Source organism: Kitasatospora sp. NPDC057198 (assembly GCF_042670125.1).
GTDB lineage: Bacteria > Actinomycetota > Actinomycetes > Streptomycetales > Streptomycetaceae > Kitasatospora.
In genome coordinates, this window is record NZ_JBHUWH010000004.1 from 47,496 (window position 1) to 62,009 (window position 14,514).

General features: G+C 74.0%; 14 protein-coding genes and 1 tRNA gene. 11 read left to right on the forward strand and 4 right to left on the reverse strand.

Annotation, left to right across the window (positions count from 1 at the left end):
* The first annotated feature begins 10 nt into the window (after positions 1–10).
* The 7 genes from ACFUEL_RS01085 to ddaH all read left to right on the forward strand — a co-directional run bounded on the left by ACFUEL_RS01085 (position 11) and on the right by ddaH (position 6,807).
* Positions 11–1,180 (forward strand): acyl-CoA dehydrogenase family protein, encoded by a 1,170-nt coding sequence (locus ACFUEL_RS01085; RefSeq protein ID WP_380233763.1) that lies wholly within the window; start codon positions 11–13, stop codon positions 1,178–1,180.
* A 37-nt stretch (positions 1,181–1,217) separates the two neighbouring features.
* Entirely contained in the window at positions 1,218–2,945 is a 1,728-nt protein-coding gene (gene tsrT / locus ACFUEL_RS01090) for a tryptophan 2-C-methyltransferase (RefSeq protein WP_380233764.1), read from the forward strand.
* A 63-nt stretch (positions 2,946–3,008) separates the two neighbouring features.
* Complete coding sequence (locus ACFUEL_RS01095; RefSeq protein WP_380233765.1) at positions 3,009–3,782, forward strand: response regulator; 774 nt, start codon at positions 3,009–3,011, stop codon at positions 3,780–3,782.
* Positions 3,783–3,815: 33 nt separating this feature from the next.
* The gene (locus ACFUEL_RS01100) at positions 3,816–4,169 is read left to right on the forward strand and encodes a cupin domain-containing protein (RefSeq protein ID WP_380233766.1); all 354 of its coding nucleotides are present in this window, start codon (positions 3,816–3,818) and stop codon (positions 4,167–4,169) included.
* Positions 4,166–4,513 carry a hypothetical protein gene (locus ACFUEL_RS01105; protein WP_380233767.1) on the forward strand — a complete coding sequence of 116 codons (348 nt, stop codon included), beginning with the start codon at positions 4,166–4,168 and terminating at the stop codon, positions 4,511–4,513. The genes ACFUEL_RS01100 and ACFUEL_RS01105 overlap by 4 nt, the downstream gene beginning before the upstream one ends.
* Positions 4,510–5,919: an FAD-binding oxidoreductase gene (locus ACFUEL_RS01110; RefSeq protein ID WP_380233768.1), complete on the forward strand. Its 1,410-nt coding sequence runs from the start codon at positions 4,510–4,512 to the stop codon at positions 5,917–5,919. Before ACFUEL_RS01105 ends, ACFUEL_RS01110 begins: the two co-directional genes overlap by 4 nt.
* Positions 5,920–5,997: 78 nt before the next feature.
* A complete protein-coding gene (ddaH, locus tag ACFUEL_RS01115) occupies positions 5,998–6,807 on the forward strand; it encodes a dimethylargininase (RefSeq protein ID WP_380233769.1) in 810 nt (269 codons plus the stop codon).
* Between the two features lie 60 nt (positions 6,808–6,867).
* Here the strand turns inward: ddaH and katG are convergent, their stop codons facing one another.
* On the reverse strand, positions 6,868–9,090 hold the full coding sequence (gene katG / locus ACFUEL_RS01120; RefSeq protein ID WP_380233770.1) for a catalase/peroxidase HPI: 2,223 nt from the start codon (positions 9,088–9,090) through the stop codon (positions 6,868–6,870).
* A gap of 191 nt (positions 9,091–9,281) precedes the next feature.
* Here katG and ACFUEL_RS01125 point away from each other — a divergent pair, with 191 nt between their 5' ends.
* Entirely contained in the window at positions 9,282–9,692 is a 411-nt protein-coding gene (locus ACFUEL_RS01125; protein ID WP_380233771.1) for a Fur family transcriptional regulator, read from the forward strand.
* Here the strand turns inward: ACFUEL_RS01125 and ACFUEL_RS01130 are convergent.
* On the reverse strand, positions 9,662–11,161 hold the full coding sequence (locus ACFUEL_RS01130) for an MFS transporter (RefSeq protein WP_380233772.1): 1,500 nt from the start codon (positions 11,159–11,161) through the stop codon (positions 9,662–9,664). The genes ACFUEL_RS01125 and ACFUEL_RS01130 overlap by 31 nt on opposite strands.
* A 91-nt stretch (positions 11,162–11,252) precedes the next feature.
* On the opposite strand from ACFUEL_RS01130, the gene ACFUEL_RS01135 reads away from it, so the two are divergent.
* Positions 11,253–11,681 (forward strand): MerR family transcriptional regulator, encoded by a 429-nt coding sequence (locus ACFUEL_RS01135; RefSeq protein ID WP_380233773.1) that lies wholly within the window; start codon positions 11,253–11,255, stop codon positions 11,679–11,681.
* A gap of 37 nt (positions 11,682–11,718) precedes the next feature.
* A complete protein-coding gene (locus tag ACFUEL_RS01140; RefSeq protein WP_380233775.1) occupies positions 11,719–12,360 on the forward strand; it encodes a hypothetical protein in 642 nt (213 codons plus the stop codon).
* A gap of 81 nt (positions 12,361–12,441) precedes the next feature.
* Here the strand turns inward: ACFUEL_RS01140 and ACFUEL_RS01145 are convergent.
* Positions 12,442–12,526: transfer RNA gene (locus tag ACFUEL_RS01145), tRNA-Leu, on the reverse strand.
* Between the two features lie 451 nt (positions 12,527–12,977).
* On the opposite strand from ACFUEL_RS01145, the gene ACFUEL_RS01150 reads away from it, so the two are divergent.
* Positions 12,978–13,520, forward strand: a complete 543-nt coding sequence (locus tag ACFUEL_RS01150; protein WP_380233776.1) for an ATP-binding protein — start codon at positions 12,978–12,980, stop codon at positions 13,518–13,520.
* A gap of 55 nt (positions 13,521–13,575) precedes the next feature.
* Here ACFUEL_RS01150 and idi read toward each other — a convergent pair whose 3' ends face one another.
* Entirely contained in the window at positions 13,576–14,187 is a 612-nt protein-coding gene (gene idi, locus ACFUEL_RS01155) for an isopentenyl-diphosphate Delta-isomerase (RefSeq protein WP_380233777.1), read from the reverse strand.
* Between the last annotated feature and the right edge of the window lie 327 nt (positions 14,188–14,514).

Consider the following 14,514-nt stretch of genomic DNA (forward strand, 5'->3'; position numbering starts at 1 on the left):
AATGACCAGCATGACGACGGAGATCCTGCGCCGCGCCCGGGAGTTGGCGCCGCTGCTGCGGGAGAAGGCCGCGGAGATCGAGGCCAACCGCACGCTGCCCGCCGACGTCCTCGAACTGCTGCGCGCCACCGGGGTGTTCGGCATGTGCTTCGGCCCCGAGTGGGGCGGCCCCGGCCTGACCTCGATGGAGCAGACCGAGGTGGTGGAGGCGCTCGCGTACGGCGACGCCTCGGCCGCCTGGTGCGCCGTGATCGGCGCCAACACCGGCATCTACGCCAACTTCCTGGACCGGACCGTGGCCAAGGAGGTCTTTCCGCGCCTCGACCTGGTGGTGGCCGGCCTGCTCCAGCCCTCCGGCCGGGCCGAGCGCGTCCCCGGCGGCTTCCGGCTCAGCGGCCGCTGGTCGTTCGGCTCCGGGATCAAGCACGCCGACTGGGTGACCTCCGGCGCGTTCATCTACGACGGCGGCGAGCCCTGGGCCGCGCCCGGCAGCAAGCACCGGCACGACTCCCGGCAGTTCCTGGTGCGCCGCGAGCAGGTCGGGGTGATCGACAACTGGAACACCACCGGCCTGCGCGGCAGCGGCAGTTGCGACTACACCATGGACGGGGTGTTCGTCCCCGAGGAGCACACCTACACCTTCGCCACCCCGCAGGGCCGCCCCGGCCCGCTCACCCAGCCGGACTCCTTCACCCGGGCGATGTGCGGCGTCCCGCTGGGCGTGGCCCGGGCCGCCCTCGACCACGTCCGCGAGGTGGCGAGCACCCGCTACGACCGGATGGCCGGCCGCAGTTGGGCCGACAGCTGGCGGGTGCAGACCGAGATCTCCCGGCTGGAGGGCCAGTTCAACGCCACCCGGGAGGGCGTCTACGGCGCGATGCGCCGCCAGTGGGAGGTGCTGGCGGCCGGCGGCACCCTGGACGACCTCGCCCCGGTCGAGCGCGCCGCCTCCCCGCTGTCCTGGCTGCACGCCTTCCGCAGCTCCCGGGAGATCGTCTCGCGCTCCTACGACCTGCTGCAGACCTGGTCGATCTACCGCAGCTCGCCGATGGACCGCTGGCTGCGCGACACCGCCGTGCTCGCCCAGCACCTGGTCGCCCAGGACCGCATCCTGCAGTCCGCCGGGGCCTACCTGCTGGGCTCCGAGCCCGAGTTCGGCATCAGCCTCGGCCTGGTCTGACCCCACCAACCCCGAACCCCCAAGGGAGGCAACCCCGATGAGCAGACTCGTCCTGCTGGTCAACCCGAACAAGGTGCATCCGCCGATCGCCCCGTACGCCCTCGACGTGCTCACCACCGCACTGGAGGACGACGGCTTCGAGGTGGAGGTGCTCGACCTGACCTTCCGCCGCGACGACTGGAAGACCTGCCTGCACGAGTACTTCGCCGAACGCTCCCCGATGCTGGTGGGGGTGACCGTCCGCAACACCGACACCGTGTACGCCTTCGAGCAGCGCCCGTTCGTCGGCGAGCACCTGGAGATCATCACCGAGATCCGGCGGCTCACCGACGCGCCCGTGGTCGGCGGCGGGATCGGCTTCTCCACCATGCCGTTCGCGCTGGTCGAGTACTTCGGCATCGACTACGGCGTGAAGGGCCCCGGCGAGAAGATCCTCTGCGAGCTGGCCGCCGCGGTCGCCGAGGGCCGCGACACCGGCAGCATCCCCGGCCTGATCCGCAACACCGCCCGCGGCGCCGTCCGGGTCCCGCCCGCGGTGCTCACCGTCCGCCACGGACAGCCCCAACTCGCGGAGGCCACCGGGCAGTTCGAGCCCAGGGTGTGGCAGGTCGACCGGCTCTCGGTGTACCGGCGGCGCTCCGGCGTGCCGCGCCGGGTCGACAACCTGGAGTACTACCGGCGCGGCGGCCTCGGCTCCATCCTGACCAAGAACGGCTGCGCCTACCGCTGCTCGCACTGCGTCGAACCGGACGCCAAGGGCACCCGCTACGGGCAGCGCGAACTCGCCTCCGTGGTCGACGAGATGGAGTCGCTGGCGGCGCAGGGCATCCTCGACCAGCACACCACCGACAGCGAGTTCAACCTCTCGATCGCGCACGCCAAGAACCTGCTGCGGGAGATCGTCCGCCGCCGGCACGCCGACCCGGCCAACCCGCTGAACGGGCTGCGGCTCTGGGTCTACTGCCAACCCAGCCCGTTCGACGAGGAGTTCGCCGACCTGCTGGCCGAGGCCGGCTGCCGGGGCGTCAACGTCGGCAGCGACCACATCCGCCCCGAGGTGCTCAGCGGCTGGAAGGTCACCGAGAAGGGCGGCACCTACTACACCTTCGCCGACACCGAGCGGCTGGTCCGGCTGTGCCACGAACGCGGCATCCTCACCATGGTCGAGGCGCTGTTCGGCATGCCGGGCGAGACCCCCGAGACGGTCCGCGCCTGCGTGGACGCCTTCATGGCGCTGGACGCCACCGTCACCGGCTTCTCGCTCGGCCTGCGGCTGTTCCCGTACACCCCGATGGGCATCGACATCGCCGAGCAGTGCGCGGGCGTGCGCACCGTCCCCGGCCTGCAGTCCAACACCGCCGACGGCCCGATCGTGCTCAAGCCGCTGCGGATGTGCTCCTCCCCGGCCGAGTACGAGCGGCAGTTCATGTTCGACGAGCACGGCAACTTCCGGCTGGTCTGCTACTTCTCGCCCGGCCTGCTGCCCGACCCGGCCCGCGCCGCCGACCCCGCCGAGCGCTGGCACGGCGCCGTCACCGACCTGTGGGCGCTGATCGACCCGGCCGACCACCACCGGGTCATGCTGCCCACCGTCGAGGGCATGAGCGAGCACGACAACAACTACGCCGACAACCCGTTCCTCACCAGCCTGGGCGGCCTCGGCTACACCGGCGCGTTCTGGTCGCACTGGCGCGGCCGCGAGGAGATCATGCGCAAAGCCCGGGAAGCGGCGGCTCAACCGTCACATCTGCCAACTTCTGTATGACATCGCACACTTGAGGCAGGGGATCGATCGGATCATGATGAGGTAACGGAATCATCACTACCGGTGATCGATTCCGCGCGCCGCACCGCGTCGCACAGCGCCGCACCGCACTGCACAGCACCGCACCACCGCCGCACCACCACACGCCGCGAGGGGACGATGAACCAGCACGGGATCACCACGCCGCTGACCGTGCTGCTCGCCGACGCCCAGCCCGCCGTCCGGCAGGGCGTCCGCTCCATGGTCGAGGCCAGCGGGGACGCCACGGTGGTCGGCGAGGCCGGCACCACCGGCGAAGTGCTCGCCGCCACCTCCCGGCACCGGCCCGCCGTCCTGGTCCTCGACCCGCAGTTGGACGAGGGCACCGGGATGCGGATGATCAGCCAGATCGTCCGCCTCACCCCCGAGACCGGCGTCCTGGTGTTCAGCACCCTCGACGACGACAAGGCCGTCGCCGCCGCCTTCCACGCCGGAGCCCGCGGCTACCTGGTCAAACGCGCCACCGCCGACCAGATCGTCCGCGGCATCCACGCCGTCGGCGCCGGCGAGGCCATCCTCGACCGCACCATCGCGGCCCGGCTCGGCACCCTGATCGGCACCGGCCACCGCCCGCGCAGCTACCCGTTCCCGCAGCTCAGCGACCGCGAACGCGAAGTCCTCGAACACCTCGCCGCCGGCCGCTCCAACACCGTCATCGCCCGGGAACTCGCCCTCGCCTCCAAGACCGTCAGCAACCGCGTCTCCAACATCCTCGGCAAACTCGGCGTCGCCGACCGGGCCCAGGCCCTCGTCCTCGCCCGCGACGCCGGCCTCGGCCACGCCGCCGCCGCCCGCTGACGCGACCGCCCCCTCCTCGAACGGAGCCCCGCCATGCCCGAAACCGGCCCGCCGCCCGGCCTGGTGATCCGCCGCCAGGAACCCGACCACCTCGAACGCGCCCACGGCCTCGACCTCCGACTCCTGCACCCCTGGGGCGAGCTGACCGCCCCCTTCCACGGCGCCTGGTGCGTCCTGCGCCCCGGCGACCTCACCGACACCCACCAGCACACCGAACGCGAGCTCTTCATCTGCATCAGCGGCCGCGGCGAGGTCCGCACCCCCGACGGCCGGCGCCACCCCGTCGCCGCCGGAGACCTCGTCCTGCTCCCCGCCGACACCGACCACGCCGTCGGCAACCCGCACGACACCGACTTCGCCTACTACGCCATCTGGTGGCAGGCATGACCCCCGCCGACCTCCACCGCCTCGACTACGAGGGCCGCCGCTTCCACGCCCCCGACGGCGACCGGCGCACCGTCGCCGTCTACCACCAGCAGGGCGACCTGGTCTGGGGCGAGATCACCGGCGGCACCGTCCAGCGCGGCTGGACCGCCGGCACCCGCCAGCCCGACGGCACCCTCGCCATGGGCTACACCTTCGTCCTCACCGACGGCCAGGTCGTCTGCGGCCGCACCCGCAACACCCCCGCCCTCACCCCCGACGGCCGCATCCGCCTCCACGAGACCTGGGAACGCTACGGCCCCCACCCCGACACCGGCACCTCCACCATCGAAGAGGTCACCCCGTGACTCCCGCCGACCCCGTGCCCCCCGCCGGTCCCGCGCCCTCCGCCGGTCCCGCGCCCTCCGCCGACTGGGCGCTGCTAGACAAGCACACCACCGGCCCGCTGCTGCGCCCCGGGGACGGCGGCTTCCGCGACTCCTCCGCCGCGTTCAACGAGCGCTGGGCGCACCGCGCGCCCGCCGCCGTGCTGCGCGCCGCCGACGCCGCCGACGTGCTGCGGGCCGTCGACTGGGCGCGGGACCACGGGGTGCCGATCGTCCCGCGCGGGGGAGGGCACTCGTACGCCGGGCACTGCGTCAACTCCGGCCTGGTGGTGGACCTGCGGGCGCTGGACGCGATCGCCGTCGACCCCGCCACCGCCCGGGTCGCCGTCGGCGGCGGCGTCCTGACCGGCGCGCTGTACGCGGCGCTGCGCCCGTACGGCCTCGCGCTGCCGCTGGGCAACGGCGCGGGCGTCGGGATCGCCGGCCTGGCGCTCGGCGGGGGCTCCGCCGCGACCTCCCGCCGGTTCGGCCTGACGGCGGACACGCTGCGCTCTACCACCCTGGCCACCGCCGCGGGCACCGTCCTGACCTGCGACGCCGAGCAGAACGCGGACCTGTACTGGGCCTGCCGGGGCGGTGGCGGCGGCAACTTCGGCATCAACCTGGAGCTGACCTTCCAGGCCGTGGCGGCCCCCGCCGCGTCCACCTGCGTGCTGCTCTGGGAGGGTGCCCGTGCCCTCGAAGTCCTCTGCGCCGTCCAGCAGTTGATGCTCACCGCCCCCGAGGAGACCTCGCTCCGCCTCGGCGTGGCCCGCACCGGCGGCCGCACCCTGGTCTCCACCGTCGGCCTGCACCTCGGCCCGGCCGCCGAGCTGCGCGAGCTGCTCGCCCCGGCGTTCGCGGCCGGTGCGCCGCTGCGCGCGGAGATCGCCGACCGGGACTTCTGGGACGCGATGGACCACCTCCAGCACGAGACCAGCGGCGGGGCGTTCGCCGTCCGCACCCACTTCGCGGCCCGTCCGCTGCCGCCCGAGGCGCTGGCCGCCGCCCTGGCGCACCTCGCGGCCGCGCCGCCCAGCGGCAACAGCGACGGCTGCGGCCTGGCACTGTTCGGCTGGGGCGGCGCGATCAACCGGGTCGACCCGGCGGCCACCGCCTTCGTGCACCGCGACGCCCAGTACCTGGTCAGCCTGGACACCTCCTGGCTGCCCGGCGAGGACCCGGCCCCGCACCTGGCCCACCTGGCCGGCCTCGACCACCTGATCGCCCCGCACGCGACCGGCGGCGCCTACCTGAACTTCACCGACCCGGACCTGCGGAGCTGGCGCAGCGCCTACTACGGTGCGAACTACCCGCGGCTGGTCGCCACCAAGCGCCGCCACGACCCGGACGGACTCTTCGCCTTCCCGCAGTCCATCGGCAGCTGACCGACGCCAACTCCCGCTCCCAGAAAGGTGACTGACCGACCGTCAGTCCCTTCTCCGTGCCCGGAAGGAGACACCACCGTGTCGCCGCGAACCGCCACCCCCCGCCACTACCTGATGTGCCGGCCCGCGCACTTCACCGTCGACTACTCCATCAACCCGTGGATGGACCCGGCGAAGCCCACCGACACCGGCACCGCCCTCGCCCAGTGGGACCAGCTCTACGCGCTGTTCCAACGCCTGGGCCACACCGTGGAGTTGATCGACCCGCTGCCCGGCCTGCCGGACATGGTGTTCGCCGCCAACGGCGCCACCACGCTGGACGGCCGGGTGCTCGGCGCCCGCTTCCGGCACCCCGAGCGGGCCGCCGAGGGCCCCGCGTACGCGGACTGGTTCCGCGAGCGCGGCTGGGAGGTCAGGGACGCCGAGCACGTCAACGAGGGCGAGGGCGACCTGCTGGTGGCGGGGGAGCGGATCCTGGCCGGCACCGGTTTCCGCACCGGGGCGGCCGCGCACGCCGAGGCGGCGGAGTTCCTCGGCCGCGAGGTGGTCACCCTGCGGCTGGTCGACCCGCGCTACTACCACCTGGACACCGCGCTCGCCGTGCTCGGCGACACCGAGGTGATGTACCACCCGCCGGCCTTCGACGCCGCCTCCCGGGCGACCCTGGAGCGCCTCTACCCGGACGCGCTGCTCGCCGACGCCGACGACGCCCGGGTGTTCGGCCTGAACGCGGTCTCCGACGGCGCCAACGTGGTCCTCCCGGAGGCCGCGGTCGGCCTCGCCGAGCGGCTGCGCGAGCGCGGCTTCACCCCGATCGGCGTCGACCTGACCGAGCTGCTCCGGGCCGGCGGCGCCGTCAAGTGCTGCACCCTGGAACTGCGCCACTGACCCCGCGGAACGGGAGGGCCCGGACTCGCACGAGTCCGGGCCCTCCTCAGCGCTTCACGCTCACACCAGGTCGAAGCGGTCCAGCTCCATGACCTTCGTCCAGGCGGCGGCGAAGTCCTTGACGAACTTCTCCCCGGCGTCGGCCGAGGCGTACACCTCGGCCAGCGCCCGCAGCTCCGAGTTGGAGCCGAACACCAGGTCGGCCCGGGTGCCGGTCCACTTGACCGCGCCGGAGGCGTCCCGGCCCTCGTAGACCGTGTTGTCGGAGGCGACCGGGGCCCAGCTGGTGCCCAGGTCCAGCAGGTTGGTGAAGAAGTCGTTGGACAGGGTGCCGGGGCGGTCGGTGAACACACCGTGCTGCGAGCCGCCGGTGTTGGCGCCCAGCACCCGCAGGCCGCCGACCAGCACGGTCAGCTCGGGGGCGGACAGGTTCAGCAGGTTGGCCTTGTCCACCAGCAGGTACTCGGCGGGGAGCCGGGTGCCCTTGCCCTGGTAGTTGCGGAACCCGTCGGCCTGCGGCTCCAGCGCGGCGAAGGACTCGACGTCGGTCTTCTCCTGGGTGGCGTCCACCCGGCCCGGCCGGAAGCCCACCTCGACCTCGACGCCGCCCTCCTTCGCGGCCCGCTCGACCGCCGCGGTGCCGCCGAGCACGATCAGGTCGGCCAGCGAGACCTGCCGGCCGCCCCGCGCGTTGAACTCCTGCTGCACGCCCTCCAGCACCCGCAGCACCTGCGCGAGCTGCTCCGGGTCGTTGGCCTCCCAGCCGCGCTGCGGCTCCAGCCGGACGCGGGCGCCGTTCGCGCCGCCGCGCTTGTCACTGCCGCGGAAGGACGCCGCCGAGGCCCACGCGGTGGACACCAGCTGGGCGGTGGTCAGGCCGGAGTCCAGCAGCTTCGCCTTGAGCGCCGCCACGTCCGCCGCGTCGATCGGCTCGCCCTGGGCGGCCGGCAGCGGGTCCTGCCAGAGCAGCTCCTCGGTGGGCACCTCGGGGCCGAGGTAGCGGACGACCGGGCCCATGTCGCGGTGGGTCAGCTTGAACCAGGCGCGGGCGAAGGCGTCCGCGAAGGCCGCCGGGTCGTTCAGGAAGCGGCGGGAGATCTGCTCGTACACCGGGTCGAAGCGCAGCGACAGGTCGGTGGTGAGCATCTGCGGGGCGTGCTTCTTCGCCGGGTCGAAGGCGTCCGGCACGGTGCCCTCGCCGGCGCCGTCCTTCGGCTTCCACTGGTGCGCGCCCGCCGGGGACTTCGTCAGCTCCCACTCGTGGCCGAACAGGATCTCGAAGAAGGAGTTGTCCCAGGCGGTGGGGGTGTCGGTCCAGGTGACCTCCAGGCCGGAGGTGATCGCGTCGGCGCCCTTGCCGGAGCCGTACGTGCTCTTCCAGCCGAGGCCCTGCTCCTCCAGTGCCGCGCCCTCGGGGTCGTCGCCGACGTTGTCGGCCGGGCCCGCGCCGTGGGTCTTGCCGAAGGTGTGGCCGCCGGCGATCAGCGCGACGGTCTCCTCGTCGTTCATCGCCATCCGGCGGAAGGTCTCGCGGATGTCGCGGGCGGCCGCGACCGGGTCCGGGGTGCCGTTGGGGCCCTCCGGGTTGACGTAGATCAGGCCCATCTGGACGGCGCCCAGCGGCTCCTCCAGGTTGCGGTCGCCGGTGTAGCGCTCGTCGCCGAGCCAGGTGGTCTCCGGGCCCCAGTACACGTCCTCGTCGGCCTCCCAGACGTCCGCCCGGCCGCCGCCGAAGCCGAAGGTCTCGAAGCCCATCGACTCCAGCGCCACGTTGCCGGACAGGATCAGCAGGTCGGCCCAGGACAGCGCCTGGCCGTACTTCTGCTTCACCGGCCACAGCAGGCGGCGGGCCTTGTCCAGGTTGGCGTTGTCCGGCCAGGAGTTGAGCGGGGCGAAGCGCTGCTGCCCGGCGCCCGCGCCGCCGCGGCCGTCGGAGATCCGGTAGGTGCCGGCGCTGTGCCAGGCCATCCGGACGATCAGCGGGCCGTAGTGCCCGAAGTCGGCCGGCCACCAGTCCTGCGAGGTGGTGAGCACCGTCTCGATGTCGCGCTTGACGGCCGCCAGGTCGAGCGAGGCGAAGGCCGCCGGGTAGTCGAAGTCCGCGCCCAGCGGGTTCGCCACGGCCGGGTTCTTCGCCAGGATCTTCAGGTTCAGCCGGTGCGGCCACCACTGCTGGTTGCCGCCGCCCTGGGTCGGGTGCGCGGCCCGGCCGTGCGCGACCGGGCAGCCGCCCGCGCCCTCGGACTTGGGGTCGGTGACGATGGCGTCGTCGTTCTCGGGCATGGGAGTCCCTCCGGGGTCGGGCGGAATCGCACTCTGCAACGGGCGTCTGGCTCTTCTTCGGAGCCGATCCTAAGATAGACCGAGTCTAAGTCAAGAAGAGGGTCAATCGGGTGGTGATCCCGCTCGAATCGGGTGTCCGACGACGTCCGCTGTACAGTTCGGGCGAATGTTGAGCTGATTGGGTGAACGAGATGAGTGATCTGCTGGAACGACTGCGGTCCCGCGGCTGGCGACTGACCTCCCAGCGCCGGGTGGTCGCCGAGGTGCTCGACGGCGACCACGTCCACCTGACCGCGGACGAGGTGCACGCGCGCGCCGCCGACCGCCTCCCGGAGATCTCCCGGGCCACCGTCTACAACACCCTCGGCGAACTCGTCACCCTCGGTGAGGTGCTGGAGGTCGCCACCGACGGCCGGGCCAAGCGCTACGACCCCAACGCCCACCAGCCGCACCAGCACCTGGTCTGCTCCGCCTGCGGCACCATCCGGGACGTCCACCCCACCGGCGACCCGCTCGCCGCGCTCCCCGCCGCCGAGCGCTTCGGCTTCAGCGTCGCCACCGCCGAGGTCACCTACCGCGGGCTCTGCCCCGACTGCGCCTGACGCCCCGCACCCGCACCCGCACCCGCACCCGCCCCCGCCCCCGCACCGTCCACCACGACGGGAGCCGCCGGAGCCGGAGCCGGTGCCGCAGCCGTCCCGCGCCGGGCCCCCGGCCCCGCCGCGCCCAGCACCGCGATCAGCACCCCCGCCGCCAGCAGCAGCCACCACACCCCGTGCGCCGCCGCCGTGAACCCCGTGCCGCCCGCCGCCACCCCCGGCCCCAGCAGCACGCCCGCCACCGCCACGCCCACCGCCGAACCGGTCTGCCGGGCCGTCGAGGCCAGCGCCGCGGCCAGCGAGGCCATCGACCCCGGCATCCCGGACACCGCGGTGTTGCTGACCGGCGGGTTCACCGTCCCCTGGAACACCCCCACCAGCGCGAACACCGCCACCAGCGCCCACACCGGCGTCCGCGGCCCCACCACCACCGGCAGCAGCACGCCCGCCAGCGCCAGCGCCGTCCCCGACAGCAGCAGCGGCCCGCGCGGCCCGCGCCGGCCCACCGCCCGCCCGGCCCGCGGCGACAGCAGCAGGATCAGCACGCCCACCGGCACCAGGCACAGCCCCGCGTCCAGCGCGGACATCCCGCGCACCCCCTGCAGGTACAGCGTCACCGTGAACAGGAACGCCGCGAACGCGCCCAGCGCCGCGAACGCCATCACCAGCGCCGCCACCAGCGGGCCGCGCAGCAGCCGCACCTCCAGCAGCGGATCGGCCCGCCGCGCCTCGTACCGGCCCAGCGCCGGGACGGCCGCCGCCGCCACCGCCAGCGGCCCCCACGCCGAGGGCGCCGACCAGCCCGACCGTCCGGCCGAGATCAGCGCGAACACCGTCCCGCCCAGCACCACCACCACCAGCAGCTGCCCCACCGGGTCGAACCGCCGGGCCCGCCCGGCCCGGGACTCCGGCACCCAGCGCAGCGCGCCCGCCACCCCGGCCGCCACCACCGGCAGGTTCACCCAGAACACCGCCCGCCAGCCCCAGCCGTCCACCAGCGCCCCGCCCAGCACCGGGCCCAGCGCCAGCGACAGCCCCGACACCGACCCGAACACCCCGATCGCCCGCGCCCGCTCGGCCGGCTCGGGGAAGGCGGTCGCCACGATCCCCATCGCCACCGGGTTCAGCATCGTCCCGCCCACCGCCTGCACCGCCCGCGCCGCCACCAGCGCGCCCGTCCCCGGCGCCAGCGCGCACAGCGCCGACCCCAGCCCGAACACCAGCAGCCCCAGCACGAACACCCGCCGCCGCCCCCACCGGTCCGCCGCCGCCCCCGCGGGCAGCAGGAACGCCGCCAGCACCAGCGTGTACGCGTCCACCGTCCACTGCAGCGCCGCCACCGACGCCCCCCACTCCCGGCGGACCGCGGGCAGCGCCGCGTTCACCACCGAGACGTCCAGCACCACCAGCGCCATGCTCACGCAGCACACCGCGAGCACCAACCGCCTTCGCCGCCCGTCCAGTTCGGACACCGTCCCGCCTCCGTCCGCCGCCGCGACGGGAGCCGGCTCCGCGCCAACTCCACCCCGTCCGGTCGACGGCACCGACGCTACGATTTCGAGCGTGCTCGAAATCAAGCCGAAGGTCCCCGCCGAGGGGCTGACCATCGCCGAGGCCGCCGAGCGGACCGGCGTCAGCGTCCACACCCTGCGCTACTACGAGCGGGCCGGCCTGGTCGTCACCGGGATCGACCGCACCCCCGGCGGCCGCCGCCGCTACCACCACCACGACCTGCGCTGGATCGACACCTGCACCCGGCTGCGCGCCACCGGCATGCCGATCCGCACCCTGCGCCGCTACGCCGAACTCGTCGCCGCCGGCAACGGCAACGAGGCCGAACGCCTCGCCCTGCTCGAAGCCCACCGCGCCGACGTCGCCGAACGCCTCGCCGAACTCCAGGAGCACCTCGCGCGCATCGACCACAAGGTCACCACCTACCGCTCCCGGCTGGCCGAGGGCAGCGCCGAGGGCCTCTGGGACCCGCGGCGCTGACCGGCCCCCACGATCCGCCCCGGACGGTGCGAGCACCATGACGACCGACCCCGCGCAGTTCGCCGTGCTCCGCGGCGCCACCCACCCGGCCCGCCCCGCCGCCGGCCACTGGCCGTGCGTCGAACTGCTCCCCGACGGCGAACCGCTGCCGCCCGAGCGGCTCGACGCCTGGTACGCCGTGCACCGGACCTTCCGCTGGCGCGGCGAGCCCTTCGAACTCACCGGCCGCACCGCCACCACCGTCTCGGGCCACTACCTCGGCGGCGACCGGGAGTTCGCCGAACGGCACCTGAAGCGCCGGGTCACCGGCCACCGGGGCACCTTCCCGCTCGCCGAGACCACCGACCACGAGGAGCACCGCGAGGACCTGCTCGGCCCGCTCCTCGCCCTGCTCCGGCGCCTCGCCGAGGCCGACCACTACCGGCCCGCCACCCGCACCGCCCCCGGCGGCCGGTACCGCGTCCACTGGACGTTCCGCTGGCAGGGCGGCCCGTTCGAGGCCCTCGGCACGGTGGAGGGCCGGATCAAGGGCGTCTACACCGGCGGCAGCCAGGGCTTCGCCGACGCCCACCGGCTCGACCGGGAGCCCGCCCCCGACGGCACGCACGTCCGCCACACGGCGACGGTCGACCTCGACGCCGTCACCGACCTCACCCGCCACCGCACCGACCTGCCCTGACCTGCCCCGACCCGCCCCGATGAGGAAGAACGCACGGGAAAACCAGAAGGCCCCCAGAGAGACTCTGGGGGCCTTCAGCGGTGTCCGAGGGGGGACTTGAACCCCCACGCCCGATAAAGGGCACTAGCACCTCAAGCTAGCGCGTCTGCCATTCCGCCACCCGGACCGGGTGTTCACCTCGGGGCTTCCTTTCGGCCGCCCCCTGGCGACAGAGAGAACATTACCAGGCCCGGGGAGTGCTTCTCACCTGCGTTTTCGGGGGTGCGGACGGCCGCCCGCCGGGGAAGCGGGCAGAACCGGACAAGCCGGGCGGAGGGGCGGCGGCCCGGCGGACGATTGCGCTGGTGGCGGGCGCGCGGGCGATTTCGGACGGGCGTTCTGGCGGCAACAGTCGGTCCGGGGCGCGACGCGACCGGCCAGGACGGCGCACGACACGCACCGAATCGGTCGGGAACCTTCACGACACGCGTAGTTCCAGTCCCGGTGCGGGTCGCCGGGTGGTGCTCTCCTAGCCTCTGTGGACAGGGAGCCTTGAGCGGAACGCCCGATTCCCGACAGCCGCCGCCGGCCGGACCCGGCGCGGGAGCCTCCCGTCACCGTGTGAAGGGCGGCGTGCAGTGGAACAGACGGACAAGGCGGTGCTGGAGACCGCGACCCGGTGGCCCGGCCGCGAACCCGGGCCGGGGCCGGAACCCGGCGTGTGGCGCTTCTCGGCCATCTCCCACGAGGCGTCGGTGCCGCGCACCAGACACGCCGTGCGGGACCGGCTGCTGGCCCAGGGGATGGCGGGGGAGCGCTACCAGGAGCTGGTGGACGACCTGCTGCTGATCGTCTCCGAGCTGGTGTCCAACGCCGTCACCCACGCGGCGGTGCTCTCGCCCGAGGTGGTCTGCGAGCTGGTCATCGACTCCGACCGGGTGCGGATCTCGGTGGTCGACGGCCACCCGTACCGCCCCAAGGCGCAGGAGAACGACCCGGCCCGGCCGGGCGGGCGCGGCCTGCTGCTGGTCAAGAGCGTCACCCTGCAGGCGGGCGGCGAGTGCGACGTGGAGCGCACCGAGGGCGGCGGCAAGGTGATCTGGGCCAGCCTGCCGCTCCCCGGCCCCGGAACCGCCGGGCCGGGCGCGGAGGCCGACCCGGACGACGACCCCGACTACTGAACGGGTGGGCCGGGCGCCAGAAGACTGGAAGCCCGGCCCGGAGCCCGCGCGGCTGCTACCAGTCGTGCCCGGCGATCTCCCGGATGCCCGGCAGCGCCGCGTCGAAGACGGTCTCGAACCACACCGAGAACGGCTTCTCGGCCCGCAGTTCGCGCAGCTCGGCCGCGGTCACGAACCGGGTGTCCTCGATCTCGTCCGGGTCCGGCTCCAGGTCGGCGGTGATCAGCCCGACGAAGAGGTGGTTCCACTCCCGCTCGATCAGCCCGGACGCCTCGTCCGGCAGGTCGTAGCGGACGTTGCCCGCCTCGCAGAGCAGGGCCGGGGCGGCGCCGAGCTCCTCGGAGGTGCGGCGGGCGGCGGCCAGGAAGGGCTGCTCGCCGGGGTAGGGGTGGCCGCAGCAGGTGTTCGACCAGACGCCGGGGGAGTGGTACTTGCCGAGGGCCCGGCGCTGCAGCAGCAGCCGGCCCTGGCGGTCGAACAGGAAGACCGAGAACGCCCGGTGCAGCCGGCCCGGCTGCTGGTGGGCCCAGAGCTTCTCGCCGGTCCCGATGGTCACGCCGTCGTCGTCGACCAGTTCCAACAGGATCTCGCCCGGTGCGGCCCCGGAGGGGGCGACGGTCTCCGGCGAGAGGGCCTCGGTCGGGCTGACAGCAGGGCTCATGGGCACAATGCCCCTTTCGGCACGTGGACCGGGGCCGCCGCCCGAGCTGTGGTCCCCCGGGCCGCCCGCCCCGCTCCTTGGGGTCGGCTGCGCGCACGTCGGCCCGGACCGGCCGGTCCGCCGACGGCGCCGGTGCCCAAGTCTGCCGCATGGCCGACCCGCGGTGGGGCCGCGACGCACTCCCCGGGGGAGGAGGGCGGCACCACTGGCAGAAGTGTTCGACCCCCGGTCGGCCCCGGTCACCGGACGTTCACCGAACGTCCCGGAACGATCGCCGAACCGCGCGGGGCCGCGTTCTGGCAGGTCGTCGAGGTCGCCTACCATCAGTGACAC

Bases quoted from the DNA above. Each gene is read 5' to 3' on its own strand.
- ACFUEL_RS01085 (WP_380233763.1), top strand. From the start codon at position 11: ATGACGACGGAGATCCTGCGCCGCGCCCGGGAGTTGGCGCCGCTGCTG.
- tsrT (WP_380233764.1), top strand. From the start codon at position 1,218: ATGAGCAGACTCGTCCTGCTGGTCAACCCGAACAAGGTGCATCCGCCG.
- ACFUEL_RS01100 (WP_380233766.1), top strand. From the start codon at position 3,816: ATGCCCGAAACCGGCCCGCCGCCCGGCCTGGTGATCCGCCGCCAGGAA.
- ACFUEL_RS01105 (WP_380233767.1), top strand. From the start codon at position 4,166: ATGACCCCCGCCGACCTCCACCGCCTCGACTACGAGGGCCGCCGCTTC.
- katG (WP_380233770.1), bottom strand. From the start codon at position 9,090: ATGCCCGAGAACGACGACGCCATCGTCACCGACCCCAAGTCCGAGGGC.
- ACFUEL_RS01125 (WP_380233771.1), top strand. From the start codon at position 9,282: ATGAGTGATCTGCTGGAACGACTGCGGTCCCGCGGCTGGCGACTGACC.
- ACFUEL_RS01140 (WP_380233775.1), top strand. From the start codon at position 11,719: ATGACGACCGACCCCGCGCAGTTCGCCGTGCTCCGCGGCGCCACCCAC.